Source organism: Enterobacter sp. Ag1 (assembly GCA_000277545.1).
Classification (GTDB): Bacteria; Pseudomonadota; Gammaproteobacteria; order Enterobacterales; family Enterobacteriaceae; genus Cedecea.
On record AKXM01000055.1, the window covers coordinates 298,056 to 312,670 of the forward strand.

The window sequence follows — 14,615 nt, forward strand, 5'->3', positions numbered from 1 at the left end:
TTAAACATATTGGTCTTTTATTAATATGGTAAGAATTTGAGTGGCAATTCAGCAGCGGGATAAATGAAGGGTAAGCATTATGCGAATAAAACCGGACGATAACTGGCGTTGGTATTTCGATGAAGAGCACGATCGAATGATGCTCGATTTGGCCAATGGTATGCTTTTCCGTTCGCGCTTTCCCCGTAAAATGCTAACCCCGGATGCCTTTGAAAATTCAGGTTTTTGTGTTGATGATGCGGCGCTTTATTTCTCTTTTGAAGAAAAATGCCGTGATTTACCGTTAGGGAAAGAGCAGCGCGCCGAGCTGGTGCTCAACGCCCTGGTAGCGATTCGCTTCCTCAAACCGCAGATGCCAAAAAGCTGGCATTTTGTCTCCCACGGCGACGGCTGGCAGCCAGAAGTAGGGGAAGGGGCCTGCGTGTGGCTAAGCGAGAATATGCAGCAGGTGAACCTGCTGGTGGTGGAAACCGGCGACAATGCCGCACTTTGCCTGCTTGCTCAGCAGGGGCTCACGTTAGCTGGCCGCACGATGCAGCTTGGGGATGCCATTAAAGTGATGAATGACCGGCTGAAACCGCAGCCTTTAAGCAGCGGCCTCAGTCTCGATCAGGCCGTTTAGCGCGCCGCCACGCTCACATTCCCTGTAGGCACGCAGCTGCAGCATAAAATGGTGCCGTCCGCGCCAATGGCGCCTTTCTTCAGTGCTTTCACTTCGCCATCCAGCAACCTAACCCGACAGCTTCCGCATATCCCGGCCCGGCAGGAATAGGGGACGCGAATCCCTTTGTTTTCCAGCTGTTCCAAAAGAATCTGTTGGTTATTGCCCCGGAACGTCGTGCCTTCCCAGTCGATGCTGACGCTGCTTTCAGGCTGGCTCTGAGGTTCGAGGCTTTCCACCACTTCGCCGGGGCCATAAACATTCGCCGGCCTGTGGGCCAGCACCTCCAGCTCGTCGCCCACGCGAATAACTCCGCTGTTACGGGCAATCAAATTCTGACCAAAATCGACTGCGCCGCTATTATCCTGCGCGGTGCGGAACCCCTGCAGCGTTTTGAGCGGTTCTCCACTCGGATGTTTCAGGCCGCGTTCCGGGCTAACCGTCGTAAAAATACAGCGGCTGCAGGGTTTAGCCACGTCGAAAGTGACCCCGCCAATACGCACGACTTTCCAGGTATCCTCCGCCCACGCAGAGGCACCGGTCACCACGATATTCGGGCGAAACTGGGTCATTTTAACGCTGGCGGGGCAGCGGTTTTGCAGGTCGCGCAGCGAAGCTTCGTTGGTCAGCAAATAAGGGAAACCGTCGGCAAAAGAGAGCGGCACTTCTTCGTGGCGTTTCACCCGGCGGGTGGGCTGCTCACCAACCCAGCGCAGCTGCACCGGGCGAGAGAAGAACCCGCTCAGCCACTGATTAATTTCATCGGGCGCAATGAGCGCGGTAAAGTGCGTGCCCCAGACTTCTGTCGGCTCAGGCGTTGCGGCGAAATCAGCAAAGCGAATGCTGGCCGAGCTGCCGTCCGGGGCGGATAAATAAAGGCCGTCATGCACGAATGCGGGAGTGAACAGCACCATCTGCGGATGCTGGCGGGCGGTAATAAAGGTGCCATCCAGCTCGGTAATCATAAAGATGCGATCAAAGGCCAGGCCGCTGGTGGTTGCCTGCGCGTGGGAGAGCGCCAGGCCGCGCATAGATTTTACCGGGTGAATAAAGAGTTGAGACAAAGTAATCACGGCGCCCTCCGTGGGAAGTAAATATAAGAGGGCAACTTTATGACATGCGTTGCGGATTAGCTATAATGCGCCACAATTTTCTTTTTACCTGATAAGTGACGATATGAATTCTCTGTTTGCCAGTACGGCGCGTGGGCTTGAAGAGCTGTTAAAAACTGAACTAGAAAACCTGGGGGCCCAGGGCTGCCAGGTGGTTCAGGGCGGCGTACATTTCCAGGGGGATACTCGTCTACTCTATCAAAGCCTGATGTGGAGCCGCCTGGCTTCGCGCATTTTGCTGCCGCTCAGCGAATGTAAAGTCTACAGCGATCTTGATCTTTATCTCGGCGTGATGGCGATCGACTGGCCGGCGCTGTTCGGGCCGGGCGCAACCTTTGCCGTGCATTTTAGCGGCCTGAACGAAACCATTCGCAACAGCCAGTACGGGGCGCTGAAGGTAAAGGATGCGATCGTTGACTCCTTTACACGTAAAAACCTGCCGCGTCCGGATGTCGATCGCGAGCAGCCGGATCTGCGCATTAACGTCTGGCTGAATAAAGATACCGCCAGCATCGCCCTGGATCTCAGCGGCGAAGGCCTGCACCAGCGCGGCTACCGCGATGCAACCGGCGCGGCCCCTATTAAAGAGACGCTGGCAGCGGCTATCGTGATGCGCTCCGGCTGGCAGCACGGCACGCCGCTGTTGGATCCGATGTGCGGCTCCGGAACCTTGCTGATTGAAGGGGCGATGATCGCCACCGATCGTGCGCCGGGTCTGCACCGTAAGCATTGGGGCTTCCTGAACTGGGCGAAGCATGATACCGATATCTGGAAAGAGGTGGTAACCGAAGCCCAGGTTCGCGCCCGTCGCGGCCTGACTGAATATCAGTCTCGCTTCTATGGTTCTGATAACGACAGTCGCGTGATTGAACGCGCCCGTGCCAACGCCCGCCGTGCGGGTCTGGCTGACGTGATCGGCTTCGACGTTAAGGATGTGGCGAACCTGGTCAATCCGCTGCCGGAAGGCCCGGCGGGGACGGTTATCAGCAACCCGCCATACGGCGAACGTCTGGAAAGCGAGCCGGCGCTGATTGCCCTGCACAGCCTCCTGGGTCGCCACCTGAAAAACCAGTTTGGCGGTTGGCATCTGTCGCTGTTCAGCGCCTCCCCTGAACTGCTGAGCTGCCTGCAGCTGCGCGCTGACCGCCAGTTTAAAGCCAAAAACGGCCCGTTGGATTGCGTACAGAAAAACTATCAGCTGGCGGCAAATCCTGCCGGCGTTGCCGCGGCCAGCGGCCAGATTGCCGAAGATTACGCCAACCGCCTGCGTAAAAACGTCAAGAAGCTCGACAAGTGGGCGCGTCAGGAAGGCATCGAATGCTATCGCCTGTACGATGGCGATCTGCCTGATTACAACGTGGCGGTTGACCGTTACGGCGACTGGGTTGTGGTGCAGGAGTACGCGCCCCCGAAAACCATCGATCCAAACAAAGCCCGCCAGCGTCTGTTTGACGTCATCGCGGCAACGCTTGCTGTGCTTGAGCTGCCGACGAACAAGTTGGTGTTAAAAACTCGCGAACGTCAGAAAGGGAAAAGCCAGTACCAGAAGATGGGTGAAAAGGGTGATTTCATGGAAGTGAGCGAATATGACGCTCGCCTGTGGGTCAACTTGACCGACTATCTGGATACCGGCCTGTTCCTCGACCACCGCATTGCCCGCCGCATGCTGGGGCAGATGAGCAAAGGCAAAGACTTCCTGAACCTTTTTGCTTATACCGGTACTGCAACGGTACACGCGGGGCTGGGTGGGGCGAAAAGCACTACTACGGTAGATATGTCCCGTACCTATCTTGAATGGGCAGAGCGCAACCTGCGCCTGAACGGCTTGACCGGCCGCGCCCATCGGCTGGTGCAGGCGGATTGCCTGGGCTGGCTGCGCGACAGCGACGAACAGTTCGACCTGATCTTTATTGACCCGCCGACGTTCTCTAACTCCAAGCGTATGGAAGACTCTTTCGACGTGCAGCGTGACCACCTTGCGCTGATGAAAGATCTGAAGCGCCTGCTGCGTCGCGGCGGTACCATTATGTTCTCCAACAATAAACGTGGCTTCAAAATGGACTTCGCCGGCCTGGCGGAGCTGGGCCTGGTTGCACAGGAAATTACACAAAAAACGCAGTCGCAGGACTTTGCGCGCAACCGCCAGATCCATAACTGCTGGTTAGTCACTCACGAATCCCGGGATTAATAGTCATGTCATTAATTAGTATGCACGGTGCCTGGCTGTCGTTTAGCGACGCACCGCTGTTAGATAACACCGAATTACACATCGAAGAAAACGAACGCGTCTGTCTGGTCGGCCGTAACGGCGCGGGCAAATCAACGCTGATGAAGATCCTCAACCGCGAAGTCCCGCTGGACGATGGCCGCATGGTTTATGAGCAGGATCTGATCGTCGCTCGCCTGCAGCAGGACCCGCCGCGTAACGTTGCGGGTACGGTGTATGACTTTGTAGCGGAAGGGGTGGAAGAGCAGGCGGAATACCTGAAGGCCTACCATGATATCTCCCACAAAGTAATGAGCGATCCGAGCGAGAAGAACCTCAACGAGATGGCTCGCATTCAGGAGATCCTCGATCATCAGGGCCTGTGGCAGCTTGATAGCCGTATTAACGAAGTGCTGGAGCAGCTTGGTCTTGAAGCTGATACCGAGCTGTCTGCGCTGTCCGGCGGCTGGCTGCGTAAAGCCGCGCTGGGGCGTGCGCTGGTCAGCTCTCCGCGCGTATTGCTGCTGGACGAACCGACTAACCACCTCGATATCGAAACCATCGACTGGCTGGAAGGCTTCCTGAAAGAGTTCCAGGGCAGCATTATCTTTATCTCCCACGACCGTTCGTTTATCCGCAATATGGCCACCCGCATTGTCGATCTCGATCGCGGCAAGCTGGTGTCTTACCCTGGCGATTACGATCAGTATCTGCTGGCGAAAGAAGAAGCCCTGCGCGTGGAAGAGTTACAGAACGCCGAGTTTGACCGCAAGCTGGCGCAGGAAGAAGTGTGGATCCGCCAGGGCATCAAAGCGCGTCGCACCCGTAACGAAGGGCGCGTTCGTGCCCTGAAAGCGATGCGCCGTGAACGCGGTGAGCGTCGTGAAGTGATGGGCAGCGCGAAGATGCAGGTGGAAGAAGCGAGTCGCTCAGGCAAAATTGTCTTCGAGATGGAAGACGTTAACTATCAGGTTGCCGGTAAAACGCTGGTGCGTGATTTTTCCGCGCAGGTGCTGCGTGGCGATAAAATCGCGCTGGTAGGGCCGAACGGCTGTGGCAAAACCACGCTGCTGAAGCTGATGCTGAGCCAGCTTCAGGCCGACAGCGGCCGCGTACACTGCGGTACCAAACTGGAAGTGGCCTACTTCGATCAGCACCGTGCCGAGCTGGATCCTGACCGTACCGTGATGGATAACCTGGCGGAAGGTAAGCAGGAAGTGATGGTGAACGGCAAGCCGCGCCATGTGCTGGGTTACCTGCAGGACTTCCTGTTCCATCCCAAACGCGCGATGACGCCGGTGCGTGCGCTTTCCGGTGGGGAACGCAACCGTCTGCTGCTGGCGCGTTTGTTCTTAAAACCTAGCAACCTGCTGATCCTCGATGAACCAACCAACGATCTGGACGTCGAAACCCTGGAGCTGCTGGAAGAGCTGATTGATGGTTACCAGGGCACCGTGATGCTGGTCAGCCACGATCGTCAGTTTGTCGACAATACCGTGACCGAGTGCTGGATCTTCGAAGGCCAGGGCAAAATTGGTCGCTATGTCGGTGGCTACCATGATGCCAAAGGCCAGCAGGGTTCCGCTCAGCCGCTGCGTCAGGCTGCTGCGGCTAAATCCGAGAAGGTCGAATCGCAAAAAGCAGAACCTGTTAAACGTGCCAATAGCAAACTAAGCTATAACCTGCAGCGCGAATTAGAGCAGTTGCCTCAACGGCTTGAGCAGCTTGAAGCCGATTTAGGCACGCTGCAGGCGAAGGTCGCCGATGCTGATTTCTTCAACCAGCCGCACGATGTGACCCAAAAAGTCCTGGCGGAAATGGCCGCGGCGGAACAGGCTCTGGAAGAAGCATTTGAACGCTGGGAGTACCTGGAAGCGCTGAAAAACGGCTCGTAATCTAAGGAGAGTTACGATGTGTGCCACGCACCACCATCGCTCGCATATTTTGTGTCGACAATGTGATTTGCTGGTGGCGCTGCCCGCCCTGCAGGATGGCCACAAAGCCTCCTGCCCGCGCTGTGGCACTCCGTTAGTCACGCAGTGGTTTTTACCGCGTCAGCGGCCAACGGCTTACGCTTTGGCGGGGCTGTTTATGCTGCTGCTGGCTAACCTGTTTCCTTTCATCAATATGAAGGTGGCCGGGATCAGTAGCGAAGTCACGCTGATGCAAATTCCTGGCGTGATGTTTTCCGAGGATTACGCCAGCCTCGGCACCTTCTTTCTGCTTTTTGTTCAGGCGGTGCCGGCTTTTTGCCTGATAACCATCCTGCTGTTGGTCAACCAGGCAAAATTGCCTTTTGGGCTTAAACGCTGGCTGGCGCGAGTGCTGTTCCAGTTGAAAAGCTGGGGCATGGCGGAAATCTTCCTCGCCGGGGTATTGGTTAGCTTCGTGAAGCTGATGGCCTATGGTGACATTGGCGTGGGCAGCAGCTTTATTCCCTGGTGCCTGTTCTGCATTTTGCAGCTTCGAGCCTTCCAGTGCGTGGACCGGCGCTGGCTTTGGGATGATATTGCGCCCATGCCGCCAGTGCACCATCCGTTAAAAGTTGGTGTGTCGGGGATTAAGCAGGGGCTGCGCTCCTGTTCCTGCTGCACGGCTATCGTTGAGGCGGATACGCTGGTCTGCCCACGCTGCGGGACACACGGCCACGTTCGCCGCAGGCACAGCCTGCAGTGGACGCTGGCGCTGCTGATCACCTCCATTATGCTTTATCTGCCGGCAAACATTTTGCCGATCATGGTCACCGAAATGCTGGGCAGCAAATATCCTTCCACCATTTTGGCCGGGGTGATCCTGCTCTGGAGTGAGGGATCTTATCCGGTGGCAATGGTGATTTTTATCGCCAGTATCATGGTGCCTACGCTAAAAATGATCGCCATCGCCTGGCTGTGCTGGGATGCAAAAGGGCACGGCAGGCGTGACAGCGAGCGAATGCACCTGATTTATGAAGTTGTTGAGTTTGTCGGCCGCTGGTCGATGATCGACGTATTTGTGATTGCCGTTCTCTCCGCGCTGGTGCGCATGGGCGGGCTGATGAATATCTACCCGGCTATGGGGGCGTTAATGTTTGCCTGTGTAGTGATTTTGACGATGTTTGCTGCGATGACCTTTGACCCTCGCTTGTCATGGGATCGCGCTGACGATGTAACTGATGAGGAGTCTTCCGAACATGGAAAATAAGCACGGCGAGGCGAAAGTGCAGAAGGTAAAAAACTGGTCGCCGGTTTGGATCTTTCCCATCGTAACGGCGCTGATTGGCGCCTGGATCCTGTTTTATCACTACAGCCATCAGGGGCCGGAAGTGACCCTGATCACTGCCAACGCAGAAGGGATTGAGGGCGGTAAAACCACCATCAAAAGCCGCAGCGTAGACGTTGGGGTAGTGGAGAGTGCACAGCTAACGGACGATCTACACCATGTAGAAATTAAGGCGCGGCTAAATTCCGGGATGGAGAAGCTGCTGCACAAAGATTCCGTGTTCTGGGTGGTAAAACCGCAGGTGGGGCGCGAAGGGATCTCCGGGCTCGGCACGCTGCTGTCCGGCGCCTATATTGAGCTGCAGCCGGGGACCAAAGGCGAGCAGCCCGAGAACTATGCTCTGCTGGATGCGCCGCCGCTGGCGCCACCTGATGCCAAAGGCATTCGCATTACGCTCGACAGCAAAAAAGCGGGCCAGCTTACCCCTGGGGATCCGGTGCTGTTCCGCGGCTACCGCGTAGGCTCGGTGGAAACCAGCACCTTTGATACCAATAAGCGAGCGATTAGCTACCAGCTGTTTATTGCGGCGCCAAACGACAGGCTGATTACCAGCAACGTCCGTTTCTGGAAAGACAGCGGCATCGCCGTGGATATGTCCGCCCAGGGGATGCGCGTGGAGATGGGGTCGTTAACCACGCTGTTTAGTGGGGGCGTCAGCTTCGACGTGCCTGAAGGCTGGGAGTGGGGCAAGCCGGTTGAAACGGGCGCTGACTTCCAGCTGTTTGACGATCAGAAAAGCATTCAGGATTCGCTGTATACCAACCATATCGATTACCTGATGTTCTTCAAAGATTCTGTTCGTGGTCTGCAGCCAGGTGCGCCGGTGGAATTCCGCGGCATTCGCCTGGGGACGGTGGCACAGGTTCCGTTCTTCAACGAAAAAATGCGCCAAAGCCTGAATGACGATTTCCGCATTCCGGTGCTGATCCGCATCGAGCCAGAACGTTTGAAAAATATGCTCGAAGATGGCGCGGATATCTCGACCAACCTGCAGGTATTGATCAAGCGCGGACTGCGTGCCTCGATGAAAACCGGGAGCCTGGTGACCGGAGCGCTGTTTATCGATCTCGATTTCTATCCGAAAGAGAAAGCGCTGGGCGATCTGCCTCAAATCGCGGGCTACCCGCTTATTCCAACGGTGAGCGGTGGCCTGGCGCAAATTCAGCAAAAACTGCTGGAGACGCTGGATAAAATCAACAACCTGCCGATTAACCCGATGCTGGAACAGGCCACGAATACGCTGGCTGAAAGCCAGAAAACCATGCGCCACCTGCAGCAGACGCTGGACAATCTGAACAAGATTACTTCCAGTCAGTCGATGCAGCAGCTACCGGAAGATATGCAGAAAACGCTTCGCGAGCTGAACCGCAGTATGCAGGGCTTCCAGCCGGGCTCGGCGGCCTATAACAAGATGGTGGCGGATATGCAGCGTCTTGATCAGGTGCTGCGCGAGCTGCAGCCGGTATTGCGTACGCTGAACGACAAGAGCAACTCGCTGATATTTGAAGCGAAGGATAAAAAGGATCCGCAGCCGAAGAGGGCACAACCATGAAAAAGTGGCTCACGCTAGCCGCCGTCTTAGCGCTTTCCGCCTGTAGCGGGAGCGACAATGGCAAAACGTACTATCAGCTGCCGCAAACTTCACAGCCTGCTATGCAGGCCGTGAGCCAGCCTGGAAGCCACTTGCTGTGGGTCGATCAGGTCACCGTGCCTGATTTCCTCGCCGGCACAGGGGTGGTTTACCAGACGACCGATGTGCAGTATGTCATCGCCACCAGCAACCTTTGGGCCAGCCCGCTTGACCAGCAGCTGCGCAATGCGCTGGTCAGCAATCTCAGCAGCGCATTGCCTGGCTGGGTGGTTGCCTCCCAGCCGCTAGGCCACGATCAGGATGCGCTCAGCGTGAATGTGACCGGTTTTCACGGCCGCTATGATGGCAAGGTCATTGTCAGCGGAGAGTGGCTCCTGAAGCGTCAGGGCGAAATTATTAAGCGCCCGTTCCATATCGAACTGAAGCAACAGGATGACGGCTACGATGCCATGGTGAAAACCCTGGCTCAGGGCTGGCAGCAGGAAGCGAAGAGTATTGCTTCGGCGCTCACACGCCTTAATTGATAGGTAAAATGATTGGTACAAAAAAGCTGCGATTTTCACCTTCGGGTGGTCGCAGCTTTTCTTTTTTGCTGAACCGGTTAGCGACAGGCGCGCCTCAGTTTTTGTCGAAAAGATAACCATAATATCGCGGAAATGTGACATTGGCGTGAATTTTGCGCATTGACGCTCACTGAATTTCGCGTTATTGCTTATCCGTGGTTGCACATTTTGTAATCACTGTTTTCTTTTCCACCAGACAATGTAATGAGGGAAACGAGGCATGAAGAGACAAAAACGAGATCGCCTGGAACGGGCACATCAACGTGGTTATCAGGCAGGTATCGCCGGACGCTCAAAAGAGATTTGTCCATATCAGACTCTGAATCAGAGGTCCTACTGGATGGGAGGCTGGCGAGAAGCCATGGAAGACAGGGCGGTTACTGCGTAATCACTGTCTCTTTAGAAAAAGAAACCTCCGCATCGCGGAGGTTTCGCCTTTTTGGACGTGTGTAACATCGATCAGGGTTTAGGGAAAATCCAGACGTGCTGCTCTGGCAACTGGAGATGATGCGGCTGAGCATCACGCATATCATTGCCGTAGGCGCGAATCACGAAATCATCTCCAGAGGTTCGGAAGAGATATTCCCAGCGATCGCCAAGGTACATGCTGGTTAACAGCGGCAGCGTCATGCCGTTTTCCCCCGGCAGATCGGCAATCCGTACGCGCTCCACGCGAATCACCGCCGTCCCTTCCTGCCCGGCCACGACGCCAGCCCCAGCTTTGCCCCAGAGCGCCCAGCCGCTGCCCTCAATGCGTGCTTTACCGTCGCGAACCTCAGTCACTTTACCGTTCAGGCGGTTATTGCTGCCCATAAACTCGGCGGTGAACAGCGTTTGCGGTGAGCCATACATCTCTTGCGGGGTGCCCTGTTGCTCAATTTTGCCGTTATTCAGCAGCAGAATACGGTCAGAAATGGCCATCGCTTCGTTCTGATCGTGGGTAACCATTAACGCCGACAGCCCTAGTTTGATAATCAGTTCTCTCAGGAAGACGCGGGCTTCTTCGCGCAGCTTCGCATCCAGGTTGGAAAGCGGTTCATCAAGTAAAATCACCGGCGGGTTATAAACCAGCGCCCGGCCAATCGCGACGCGCTGCTGCTGCCCACCGGATAGCTGATAAGGGTGGCGCTGGCCGAGGTGCCCAAGCCCCAACTGATCCAAAACGGCCTGTACACGCTGGTTGATTTCCGCCGTCGCCACTTTACGCAGCTTGAGCGGGTAAGCGACGTTTTCAAAGACGGTTTTATGCGGCCACAGGGCATAAGACTGGAAGACCAGGCCAAGATTACGTTCTTCGGCCGGGATCTCTTTGCGGGATGCGCCGTCGTAAACGTTGCTTTTGCCGATAACAATTGTGCCCTGGGTGGGTTTTTCCAGCCCGGCGACGGCGCGCAGCAGCGTTGTTTTGCCGCTGCCGGAAGGGCCAAGCAAAGACACGACTTCGCCGCGCTTCAGCTCCATGGAAACGCCTTTCAGCACGGGGTTGTCGCAGTAGGTTAAGTGCAGGTTCTCGACCGATAACTCAATCATGTAATTTCACTCCAAAACGAAGGGCAATGCCGAGCCCTAACACCACGAACAGAATATTAATAAAGGAAAGTGCGGCGACAATATCGATGGCGCCCGCGGCCCACAGCGAAACCAGCATGGAACCGATGGTTTCCGTACCGGGGGAAAGCAGGTAGACGCCGGTAGAATATTCACGCTCAAAGATCAGGAACATCAGCAGCCAGGAGCCAATCAGGCCGTAGCGCGACAGCGGGATGGTGACGTGGCGGGTAATTTGCCCACGGCTTGCCCCGGTGCTGCGGGCGGCCTCTTCCAGTTCCGGCCCAACCTGCAGCAGGGTAGACGAGATAAGGCGCAGGCCATAGGCCATCCACACGACGGTATAGGCCAGCCAGACGCTGAATATTGTGCTGCGCAGCGAGCGTAGCCAGACGATAAGGTTATCCCGCAGCCACTGGGACCACGGCATACCGGAAAGCCAGCCGGACTTCAGCGCGTTATCCAGCCACATCGGCAGGAATAAAAACACCCACAGGAAGGCCAGACCGGCCAGCAGGCCAGGCACGGCACGAGGTACCAGCACGCTGTAGTCCAGGAAGCGGGTCACGTTGTCTGGTTTTCTGTGCATGGCGATGCCGATAAACAGGTAGCAAACCACCGCCAGCGCGCCGCCGATGACCCCTATCGCCATTGAGTTGACAATGGCCCGCAGCAGGTTGGGCTGTTCCCAGATAGTGCGGAAGGTATTAAGCGACAGTTCATCCCACAGTGAAACGCCCACGCCCCAGTTGGAGATAAAGGATCGCAGGATAACGCCAATCAGCGGCACCCCGATGGTAACGGTCAGCCAGAACGCCACGACGGCGCCTGCGACCCAGCGCCATTTACCCAGCGGCAGGGCTCGCGCCTGAGAGGCTTTGCCTTTGACGGTGACAAAGCGGTTTGCCGTGCGCATCAGTCGGCGCTGCAGCATGACCAGCGGGATAGTGATACAAATCAGCACGACAGCGACGGCAGCCATCAGATGATAGGACGGCGTCCCGAGCTTATTGGTGAGCTTGTAGAGATACGTTGCCAGCACCATGTTGCCTTCCGGGTCGCCCAGGACGAGCATCAGACCGAAAACTTCCAGCCCGAGGAAGAACAGCAGCACGGTGGCATATAGCATTGCCGGACGCACCATCGGCAGGCTGACGGCTGTCATCACCTGAAGCGGCGTTGCACCTGCGGTGCGAGCCGCTTCCTCTACGTCGGAACCTACGCTGCGCAGGGCTGAGGAGATGTAGAGATAGGCGTGGGGCACATGCGTCAGGCCTGCGATCACCACGATGCTCGACATGTCGTAGATATTCCACGGCACGAAACCAAGCAGCGACTGCGCCCACAGGGAGAAGAAGCCAACCGGGCCTGCGGCCACCACATAGCCAAATCCCAATACCATCGGCGACACAAAAATTGGCACCAGAATCAGCGGCTCGATGATGCGTCTGCCCGGCAGGTCAGTACGCACCATCAGGAAAGCCAGAATGCCGCCCAGCGGGATGGCAATCACCACCAGGCCAAAGGCCAGAATAAAGCCGCTCTTCAGCGCCAGGTAAAAATCGGAGTCGGTGAAGATAAATTCAAAAGATTCGAGGCTCCACTCTTTCGACGGGGAGAAGAAGGGGGCCGAGAGAAAACTCTGTATAACGATAAACGACAGCGGAATATAGATAACCAGCGCAGTTATCAGCACCACAATGCCGCGCGGCAGGCTTTGCCACTTTCTGCGTAATGCATCCATGTAACGATCCCTCAGGTCAGTTAGCCTGAATAGCCTAATGTGTTCGGGTTAAGCGAGGCGCAGCCGGACGGCACGCCTCATCAGAGGATTATTTCGCGGCGGCTTCGCGCCACTGCTTGATGTATTCCAGGCGTTTTTTCTGCTGCAGGTATTCCAGCAGGGTTTCATCCACCGGAATCGGCTTCAGGGCGTTGCCGAGTTTTTTGGTCATGCCGTCGATGTCGTTGTCACCGTCGATATCATTGCGGATGGAAGGAATATCCGCCTGATTAGCGAGGATGTTTTGCCCTTTTTCAGACAGCACGTAGTCAATCCACAGCTTCGCCGCGTTGCTGTTTTTCGCTTCATTGCTGATAAAGGAGACGCGTGACAGCACCAGGGTGTAGTCCTTCGGATAAGCGATACCGAGGGAGGTGTCCGTTTTGGCACGGGCTTCGGCGTAAGAGCCCAGAATGTTGAAGCCAATCAGGTTTTCACCCGAGGAGACTCGCTCCATCATGGTGCCGGTTGAGGACTGAACCGAAAGGCCGCCTTTGGCTACATCGGCGAGCGTTTGGAAGTAATTTGGATCGGCCTTGTGATCCTGTATCGAAAGCATAAAACCGAGACCGGATTTTTCAATATCGTAAGTGGTGACTTTTTTGCTGAATTTTTCGGGCTGGCTGGCGATAAGTTTGGCCAACGCTGCATGGCTGTCAGGCACTTCATTGGCTGGGATCAGGCGTTTGTTATAGATAAAAATGACCGGCTCATAGGTGGTACCGTAGGCCTTGTCTTTCCAGACTGCCCACTTCGGCAACTGGCCTTGCTCCGGGGATTTGTATTCCTGGGCATAGTCGGTGGCGAGCTTTAATGCCGTGTCCATAGAAGAACTCCAGACCACGTCACCGCTGGTACCGCCGGCGGCCTGTTCGCTGATATAACGGTTGTACAGCTCGGTGCTGTTCATGTCGTTATATTCTACTTTGATGCCCGGATATGCGGCCTCAAAGCCCTGAATAAGCGGGGCCGCGGTTTTAGTGTCGGTGGTGGAATAGAGCACCACTTTGCCTTCTTTGGTCGCGGCATCGATGATTTTTTGATAATCCGCCGGATAGCCCTGAGGCACAGCAGAAAATGCAGAGGTAGAGAGCAGCACGGCAGAAGCAAGGCAAGATATACGTAACTTATTCGACATTATTGTTAACCTCTAGTTACATTTGAGAAACTAAAAATCAACATAACGCATAACGTTTTCCAGGCAAGAGGGGGCGTTTTTTATCTTCACGATTTGTGATTTCGAACGTTGTTTAAGCAATTAACGCCATAAAAACCACGGCAAGAAAGCGTCATTCAGGCGGGCGATAGAAACAAAAAAGCACCCACTGCGAGCAATGGATGCTTTCGAGGTAAAGCCAGATGAAACGGTATTAGAAAGCAGACGTGTCTTTGAAAAGACCCACTTTCAGGTCGGTTGCGGTGTAGATCACACGGCCATCAACCAGTACTTCACCGTCAGCCAGGCCCATGATCAGGCGGCGATTCACAACGCGTTTGAAGTGAATGCGGTAGGTAACTTTCTTCGCGGTAGGGAGAACCTGACCGGTAAATTTCACTTCGCCCACGCCCAGCGCGCGGCCTTTGCCTTCGCCACCGAGCCAGCCGAGGTAGAAACCAACCAGCTGCCACATGGCATCAAGCCCCAGACAGCCAGGCATCACCGGGTCACCAATAAAGTGGCAACCAAAGAACCACAGGTCAGGGTTAATATCCAGCTCGGCTTCCACGTAACCTTTATCAAAGTTACCGCCGTCCTCGGTCATCTTGACTACGCGGTCCATCATCAGCATGGAAGGTGCAGGCAGCTGCGGGCCTTCAGCCCCAAACAGTTCGCCACGCCCTGAGGCAAGAAGATCTTCTTTCGTATAGGATTCGCGTTTATCTACCATGTCT

At 55.7% G+C, this 14,615-nt stretch carries 12 protein-coding genes; 7 read left to right on the top strand and 5 right to left on the bottom strand.

What is annotated here, in order from left to right; all coding sequences use genetic code 11:
- The first annotated feature begins 79 nt into the window (after window positions 1-79).
- Window positions 80-622, top strand: a complete 543-nt coding sequence (zapC, locus tag A936_RS20620; RefSeq protein WP_008461231.1) for a cell division protein ZapC — start codon at window positions 80-82, stop codon at window positions 620-622.
- On the opposite strand, the gene A936_RS20625 is transcribed toward zapC, so the two are convergent.
- The gene (locus A936_RS20625) at window positions 619-1,734 is read right to left on the bottom strand and encodes a YcbX family protein (protein ID WP_008461234.1); all 1,116 of its coding nucleotides are present in this window, start codon (window positions 1,732-1,734) and stop codon (window positions 619-621) included. The genes zapC and A936_RS20625 overlap by 4 nt on opposite strands.
- A gap of 103 nt (window positions 1,735-1,837) precedes the next feature.
- Between A936_RS20625 and rlmKL the strand changes: the two genes are divergently transcribed.
- From rlmKL to rmf, 6 genes are all read left to right on the top strand, one after another.
- Window positions 1,838-3,961: a bifunctional 23S rRNA (guanine(2069)-N(7))-methyltransferase RlmK/23S rRNA (guanine(2445)-N(2))-methyltransferase RlmL gene (rlmKL, locus tag A936_RS20630; RefSeq protein ID WP_008461235.1), complete on the top strand. Its 2,124-nt coding sequence runs from the start codon at window positions 1,838-1,840 to the stop codon at window positions 3,959-3,961.
- A 5-nt stretch (window positions 3,962-3,966) separates the two neighbouring features.
- Entirely contained in the window at window positions 3,967-5,874 is a 1,908-nt protein-coding gene (locus A936_RS20635) for an ABC transporter ATP-binding protein (RefSeq protein WP_008461239.1), read from the top strand.
- 16 nt (window positions 5,875-5,890) lie between these two features.
- On the top strand, window positions 5,891-7,159 hold the full coding sequence (pqiA, locus tag A936_RS20640; protein ID WP_008461241.1) for a membrane integrity-associated transporter subunit PqiA: 1,269 nt from the start codon (window positions 5,891-5,893) through the stop codon (window positions 7,157-7,159).
- The gene (pqiB, locus tag A936_RS20645; RefSeq protein ID WP_008461242.1) at window positions 7,149-8,789 is read left to right on the top strand and encodes an intermembrane transport protein PqiB; all 1,641 of its coding nucleotides are present in this window, start codon (window positions 7,149-7,151) and stop codon (window positions 8,787-8,789) included. The genes pqiA and pqiB overlap by 11 nt, the downstream gene beginning before the upstream one ends.
- Window positions 8,786-9,352, top strand: a complete 567-nt coding sequence (pqiC, locus tag A936_RS20650; RefSeq protein WP_008461243.1) for a membrane integrity-associated transporter subunit PqiC — start codon at window positions 8,786-8,788, stop codon at window positions 9,350-9,352. The genes pqiB and pqiC overlap by 4 nt, the downstream gene beginning before the upstream one ends.
- A gap of 259 nt (window positions 9,353-9,611) precedes the next feature.
- Window positions 9,612-9,779, top strand: coding sequence for a ribosome modulation factor (gene rmf, locus A936_RS23090; protein WP_008461244.1), 168 nt, complete (start codon window positions 9,612-9,614; stop codon window positions 9,777-9,779).
- Between the two features lie 71 nt (window positions 9,780-9,850).
- Here the strand turns inward: rmf and A936_RS20655 are convergent, their stop codons facing one another.
- From A936_RS20655 to fabA, 4 genes are all read right to left on the bottom strand, one after another.
- Window positions 9,851-10,921 (bottom strand): ABC transporter ATP-binding protein, encoded by a 1,071-nt coding sequence (locus tag A936_RS20655; RefSeq protein ID WP_008461245.1) that lies wholly within the window; start codon window positions 10,919-10,921, stop codon window positions 9,851-9,853.
- Window positions 10,914-12,683 carry an ABC transporter permease gene (locus A936_RS20660; RefSeq protein ID WP_008461246.1) on the bottom strand — a complete coding sequence of 590 codons (1,770 nt, stop codon included), beginning with the start codon at window positions 12,681-12,683 and terminating at the stop codon, window positions 10,914-10,916. Before A936_RS20660 ends, A936_RS20655 begins: the two co-directional genes overlap by 8 nt.
- An 88-nt stretch (window positions 12,684-12,771) precedes the next feature.
- The gene (locus A936_RS20665; protein WP_008461247.1) at window positions 12,772-13,860 is read right to left on the bottom strand and encodes an ABC transporter substrate-binding protein; all 1,089 of its coding nucleotides are present in this window, start codon (window positions 13,858-13,860) and stop codon (window positions 12,772-12,774) included.
- Between the two features lie 232 nt (window positions 13,861-14,092).
- A complete protein-coding gene (gene fabA, locus A936_RS20670; RefSeq protein ID WP_008461248.1) occupies window positions 14,093-14,611 on the bottom strand; it encodes a bifunctional 3-hydroxydecanoyl-ACP dehydratase/trans-2-decenoyl-ACP isomerase in 519 nt (172 codons plus the stop codon).
- Window positions 14,612-14,615 lie beyond the last annotated feature (4 nt).